General features: G+C 39.8%; 6 protein-coding genes. 3 read left to right on the plus strand and 3 right to left on the minus strand.

What is annotated here, in order from left to right; translation table 11 throughout:
- Positions 1 to 217: 217 nt before the first annotated feature.
- Both ACS8FB_RS13550 and ACS8FB_RS13555 read right to left on the minus strand, forming a co-directional pair.
- Positions 218 to 1,021: a hypothetical protein gene (locus ACS8FB_RS13550; protein ID WP_075103750.1), complete on the minus strand. Its 804-nt coding sequence runs from the start codon at positions 1,019 to 1,021 to the stop codon at positions 218 to 220.
- Between the two features lie 2 nt (positions 1,022 to 1,023).
- Positions 1,024 to 2,739: a MobA/MobL family protein gene (locus ACS8FB_RS13555; RefSeq protein WP_439263636.1), complete on the minus strand. Its 1,716-nt coding sequence runs from the start codon at positions 2,737 to 2,739 to the stop codon at positions 1,024 to 1,026.
- Between the two features lie 254 nt (positions 2,740 to 2,993).
- On the opposite strand from ACS8FB_RS13555, the gene ACS8FB_RS13560 reads away from it, so the two are divergent.
- Genes ACS8FB_RS13560 through ACS8FB_RS13570 form a run of 3 tightly spaced genes read left to right on the plus strand, consistent with a single transcriptional unit; the run spans position 2,994 to position 4,512 of the window.
- A complete protein-coding gene (locus ACS8FB_RS13560; protein ID WP_439263638.1) occupies positions 2,994 to 3,287 on the plus strand; it encodes a mobilization protein MobS in 294 nt (97 codons plus the stop codon).
- Between the two features lie 54 nt (positions 3,288 to 3,341).
- Positions 3,342 to 3,893 carry a hypothetical protein gene (locus ACS8FB_RS13565; protein WP_439263640.1) on the plus strand — a complete coding sequence of 184 codons (552 nt, stop codon included), beginning with the start codon at positions 3,342 to 3,344 and terminating at the stop codon, positions 3,891 to 3,893.
- A gap of 1 nt (position 3,894) precedes the next feature.
- Positions 3,895 to 4,512, plus strand: coding sequence for a hypothetical protein (locus ACS8FB_RS13570; protein WP_439263642.1), 618 nt, complete (start codon positions 3,895 to 3,897; stop codon positions 4,510 to 4,512).
- 101 nt (positions 4,513 to 4,613) lie between these two features.
- On the opposite strand, the gene repM is transcribed toward ACS8FB_RS13570, so the two are convergent.
- On the minus strand, positions 4,614 to 5,570 hold the full coding sequence (repM, locus tag ACS8FB_RS13575; RefSeq protein WP_075103751.1) for a replication initiation protein RepM: 957 nt from the start codon (positions 5,568 to 5,570) through the stop codon (positions 4,614 to 4,616).
- Positions 5,571 to 5,711: the final 141 nt, after the last annotated feature.

Genomic DNA, 5,711 nt, shown 5'->3' on the forward strand with positions numbered 1-5,711 from the left:
TGTAGCTTTATGGGTCGATAGACGTAGCTTTATGGGTCGATAGACGTAGCTTTATGGGTCGATAGACGTAGCTTTATGGGTCGATAGACGTAGCTTTATTGATGCTACAGCCCTTAAATAGCAAAGGATAGCGAGAGCTTAAAAGCTTTTAAAAACATTAAAAACATTAAAAACCTTTTTTCTTTTTTTTATTAACTAAAAGAACAAGAGCTTTTACCTATCTAAATTTGCAGTATCGATACTTATCTGTACCTGTAAAGCAAGTATTCGGAGTGACTCTCGCATAAAATTCACCATCTGGACCGTTAACCACATTATGAGCAATCTTAGCTGCTGCTAAACTATTGTATTTAGTTTGACGCTCTGCAATGTCTGCTTTGCTAGGCACAAGTAACCAAACAGAAAATAAAGTAAGAGCAAATATACAAGCACATATAGCACCTACCAGACCAGCAGCCTTCCAACTTAGTGATCTAGCAAACTCATCTGATAACTCTTTGGTGTATCGTTCAGCGCCTTCTCTAGCTTCCTTTCTAACACTGATTAACGTGTTTTTGGCATCATTGGCTAATTGCCGATTTTGTTCCTCAAACTCAGTAGAAAAAAAGCTTAAACTCTTAAAGTTGGCATCAAAGGTTTTTTTCATATCTGACGATAATATGGATAAATCATTAATGCTGGTGGTGGCTAGGTTCACGGTTTGTACTAAGTGATGATTCGCCTTTTCAACATGACCACCAACGCCTTGCGTTAACTGGTTATGGTAGTGATTAAGCACCGCAGACACTTCTTTGCTAACCTCTTTAGCCGCACCAATAGCAATCGCTGATTTGATGACATTCTCTCGTTCTTGATAATCATTGAGCTGAGCTGTTAGATTGTTTACCAGCTTGGCGGTTGCTTCGTCTCTGTCTTTGGTGGCTTGATCTGTTGCCTCTATTTTTTCTAACAAGGCAGTATTATGTTCTGTCAATGTGGCAATGGCGGTAAGTAGGTCTTCAAGGTTGGGTGTCTCTGACATTTTTATCTTCCTAATCCATAGCTGCGGCTGCGATTAATCTCGTTACTGTAGTCTGTAATCTCTTTTTGGACGCTCTGTAGTGCTTGCTTCTGAGTTTTTTCGATAGTTTGGCTGTGATTGTCTATAAATTCACTTAAAACGCCTTGTAGGGCTGCTGTGTGCGTTTTACGCTCACTGGTATAGTGTATATTTTTAATCTCATTCAATGCTTGCTGTGATTTGTCGTTAACTAAGTCCGTTAACGCGCCACGCTCATTTGACGCAAGCTCGCGCTGTCTTTGTGTGGTGTTTGGGTTATCCGTGTATTTATCGAGGCTGTGCATGACTTCATTAGCGACTGAAATCGCTAAAATAAGTTTGCCGGTCTTGCTGTTTGGATCAATCCCTTTCTGCGTATGCTGTTCCAATTGTGCCATTACAGCTGCATACAGTGATTTTTTGTCGGCAAGGAATTGCTTGTTTTCAAGCGCAAGCTGCCTTGCTCTGTCGGCTCGTGCCTGTTCAACGCGCTCACGTTCGGCTTGTTCACGTTTTTGTTGGTCGGCAAGGTCGCGCTGTCGCTGCTGCTCCAATGCTAAGTCTTTTTGTTTTTGCTCATTCTCGCGCTTAGTCTTAATGCCCTTTGCCATCGCCATAGCTTGTGCAACCGCATCTAGCGTAGGCGCTTTAGGCTTTGGCGCAGGTAGCGATTCAGGTTCTTTGATGGGTTCATCTGCTGTGGTTGTCCTGCTTGGCGTGGGTAAATCAATACTGATCGCCTTTGTTGGTGGCGGTGTGCTGTGTTCAACGTCTTCAATCTTATGACCATTCAAGATAATGGCATCAGCGGCATCATTCACGATCTGATTTTTGGCAAGCTCAACGCCCCAAACTAGCTCGTTACGCTCGTTAATTATTTCGTTGATGGTGCCAAGCTGTGTTGCTGGCGTTTTATCAATCTCGTAGTGCTTGCCTTCTTCTTTGGCTTGCTCTGCTTTTCTTAGCTCTCGCTCGTATTTGTCACGTTCTAGCTTGGTAGCCACTGACCCCATTTTGAGCTGTGGCTCAATATCAATTCCTTGCGCGGCATAGCTGCGACTATCAATCAATTTATGGTCATGCTCGGCTAGTTTTTCGTTGGCGATATGCTCCCATATTTGGCGAACGTCTGTAATCTCATGGCTGACTCGCGCCATGCCAAGCGAGCGCCGCTTATTATCGGACAGCTCAATGCTCGCTTTGTCGGTTAGTATGATCTCGTTATTATCGTCAAGCGCTGCGGTGCGCGTGGTGAACATGATATGAGCATGGAAGTTGCGAGGGTCTGCACCCCGATCAATCTCTTTTTGTGTGGGTTGATGGATAGCACAGTCGGCAATCGTACCGTAACGATCCGCTAGGGTTTGGGCGAAGCTATGCGCTAACTCCTTACGCTCTTGCTCGTTCAGCTCGTACGGTAGATTAACCAGCCATTCGCGAGCCACACGCGCATCTTTTCTTTTCTCGGCAGCTTCCGCTTTGTTCCATAAATCACTACGATCAATATCAGCGTTGGCAGCAGCCAACGCTGTCGGAAAAATAATATCGGCACTCATCACGCCATGCTTTTTTGAATAGTCATGGGTCTTGCCATATCGCTTATCTTCAAGCTCTACTCCTGCGCGATAGCTCGCACTAGCAACAGCACTTTGTCCGTTACCTCGTGATATGGATTTAGTCGATGCGATGAAAATAGCCATTATTGATTGCTCGGTTTTTAGTTTTTGCCACTAACGTCTTTCTGTTAGTAGTGGGGTTTTAGGGGTTTCCCCTAACGTGTTTTGATTTTATAAATGTGTGACCGTTAGGGATAAACATTTGTAAAGTCGAAAACTCGCACTTAGTCAGTGGGACTTCAACCATCCGTCGATTAACTATATCATAAACTGTTGTTAGGTATTAGCGAAGTTGCTATAGTTAAGAGAACTATAATTTGATGATTTAAGGAAGAGTTATGAGCTTACTTGGTGGTAATGATTTGAAAGAGCAGCAGAAGATTAATGATCTTGAGCTTAAGATAAATAGAGAGAAGCAGAAGTTAGATAAGAAGCTAACACGGCAAAAAATACTACTGGGTGCTTTTCTTGTAGATGCCTTAGAGAAGGATGCAGTAAATGGTTTAAAGGAATATACAGCCGATAATCTATTGAACTTCCTGACCAGACAGGGAGATAAGGATTTAATGTTAGACTTGGTAAAGAATCTGAAAACTGTGACAGTGGAGAAGTATCATAGTTCTAATAATTAAAAAAATATAAATTTGAGACTCTAATGAAAATTATACTTGGTATAGGGTTTATAGATGGATTTTTGTAGCTGGGACTGGAAAGCTATTGCGCCCTTCATCACAGGATCGGTTGCTTTATTTATATTCTACCAATGGAGAGGTCAAAAACGCAGTGAAATAATGTCAAATGAGGCTGCAAAAATCTTAGTTCTTCTGGAAGAATATAGGGAATACCTTGTTGATCTAGATAGTGAGATGATGAAACCATTAAAAGACGACAACACAGCTAAATTGGAAGAACTTAGATTGATTGCTCGTCAAATTTGCAATAGTGCTATATCGTTTAGTGGGTTAGCCAGTAACGAAAGGGCTATAGCGACACAAATCAAAAATACCGTTGGTACTTTCTATAATAAAGCTAAGAGCTTAGATAAGAAAAGCTTTCCAGAGATTAGGGAAGATCCAGAAAGTCCTATATTAGTATCGGGATTTGATAATGCGATTAAAAAACCAAAAACTATCCTAATTTATTATTTTAAATATCAAGCATTTACATTGTTTTTTAGGGAATTGGTTAGCATGATTACTACTAATTATTTGAAATTAAAAAAATATCTACGAGGTTGATTTGAATCAAAAACAATATGTTCGGTTATCAATAGTATTAGCTGTTCCAACTTTAGCTCTTAGTCTTTACGTAGGACAAGAAGGTATTTTTCATCCAAAAGGGCAATTTGTACAATGTAGTGTGAGTAAGGCTTATTGTTCTCCAATGATAAATACTTATCAGTTCCAATCTGACTTACATTTAAAGTATTTCGTTGATTCCCCAGATAGGTTTTTGGGGTTGTATGACATTGATGTCCCAATGAAGGTTTATTTCAATACTACTGACAATGGAATGCAAGACGTAAGCAGTTTAGTAGACGGTAAAATATTAGAAACAAGTAATTGCTTAATATTGCCACAGAACAGAATCAGTTGTAGCCATCATCGCAAAAAAATCCAACCTAACTTTGTGTCGGATGGACGAATAGAGTTTATCAATCCAGAAGACGAAATAGCGTTCAATAATATAGCGGAGGAGGGTAAGTCGTATTTTAAGAATTATACTTTCATTCGTATTATTGATGGTTTCGGAGTATTTTTAATACTTTTTACTCCATATCTGATTTTTTCATGGATAATTCACTTCATAATCTATGGAGCTAAAATAGGTGCGCAGAGAAAAAGACCCTATCAATAAACCATACCCCAAGGGAACCAAATATTTCAGCCTTCAAACCTATTAACAGACTACTTAAAACAGACTGCTATAATGGAACCACTTATAATAGACCGCTAGCATTAATAATCTAAATAATCCCTGATTGGACGCTTCTTGAACTGAGAAGGGTCTTTTTTTAGGCGGTTAGTCATCTCAAACTCCCAACCACTATCGCTTTGTCCTGCTGCACTGGTAGGGCTGACCATGTGATTATAGTCAGTAATAAACTGAGGGTTGCGAGCAATACGCCCTAACTGTTTATCGTTTAATCCTTCAACTGTGAACATATCTGCTGTATCAACATCTCTTTTCTTAAGCTCAGTAGTGGTTTTTCTTTTATCATTCTTCACCTTAAATTTGAATGTAAAACCTACAATTACACGTCCATCTTTGTGTTGCTCATACTCGGCTTGAATATCTGTATGTTTATTTATTTGATTGATAGCATGGTCTAAAACTCGAGCTTTGAAGTTATTCATTTTCTTGTACTGCTCAGGCTCAACACCTAATTTCCTGCGTAGATCATCCACTGATATTCTGTTAGTTTTACCAATTGCTTTCCATTGCATCATTAACTCATAAAGCCTGATTGAATACTCGCTTTGTAACTCACTAACCTGCTTCAACTCATATTCAGTGTATTGCTCGCTAAGTCTTGTTATAAGCGGAATAACTGCATCTGTGAATTGCAGCTCAACCAGACCAGCAGCATCAATGTAGGTTATTTTTTGCACCCATCTAATCACATGGCGAGCTAACTTTCCTGTCTGTTCGTGAATGTCTTCATACTCAAAATGAGCATCAAACAATCCACTTGTAGCACTTTTTAAGGCATCGTATGAAGTATGCTTCTCCACCTTGAATTGCTCTTGATAGCTCTTTGCTTTAATTTGAAGAACACCTCTAGCGTCAATCAACTGTTTTTGTTCCCTAGCCTCAATGATTGCTAGAAAAATGAGGCGCTGCTCAGGTATGCCAAGGGAGTAACTAGCACTGATTAATTTATTATCTTTGGTTATTAACTGCTTATCGCTCATTTCATACTTTCCATAGTGAATGATATAAGCACTATAACCCATAAAGCTACAAAATTATATACACTGTAGCTTTATGGGTCGATAGACGTAGCTTTATGGGTCGATAGACGTAGCTTTATGGGTCGATAGACGTAGCTTTAT

Origin of the sequence: Psychrobacter sp. 1U1, from assembly GCF_051847535.1 — a bacterium.
GTDB lineage: Bacteria > Pseudomonadota > Gammaproteobacteria > Pseudomonadales > Moraxellaceae > Psychrobacter > Psychrobacter saeujeotis.

What these genes read in the sequence shown, in the direction of transcription:
- ACS8FB_RS13550 (WP_075103750.1), bottom strand. Translation starts at nt 1,021, where the DNA reads ATGTCAGAGACACCCAACCTTGAAGACCTACTTACCGCCATTGCCACA.
- ACS8FB_RS13555 (WP_439263636.1), bottom strand. Translation starts at nt 2,739, where the DNA reads ATGGCTATTTTCATCGCATCGACTAAATCCATATCACGAGGTAACGGA.
- ACS8FB_RS13560 (WP_439263638.1), top strand. Translation starts at nt 2,994, where the DNA reads ATGAGCTTACTTGGTGGTAATGATTTGAAAGAGCAGCAGAAGATTAAT.
- ACS8FB_RS13565 (WP_439263640.1), top strand. Translation starts at nt 3,342, where the DNA reads ATGGATTTTTGTAGCTGGGACTGGAAAGCTATTGCGCCCTTCATCACA.
- repM (WP_075103751.1), bottom strand. Translation starts at nt 5,570, where the DNA reads ATGAGCGATAAGCAGTTAATAACCAAAGATAATAAATTAATCAGTGCT.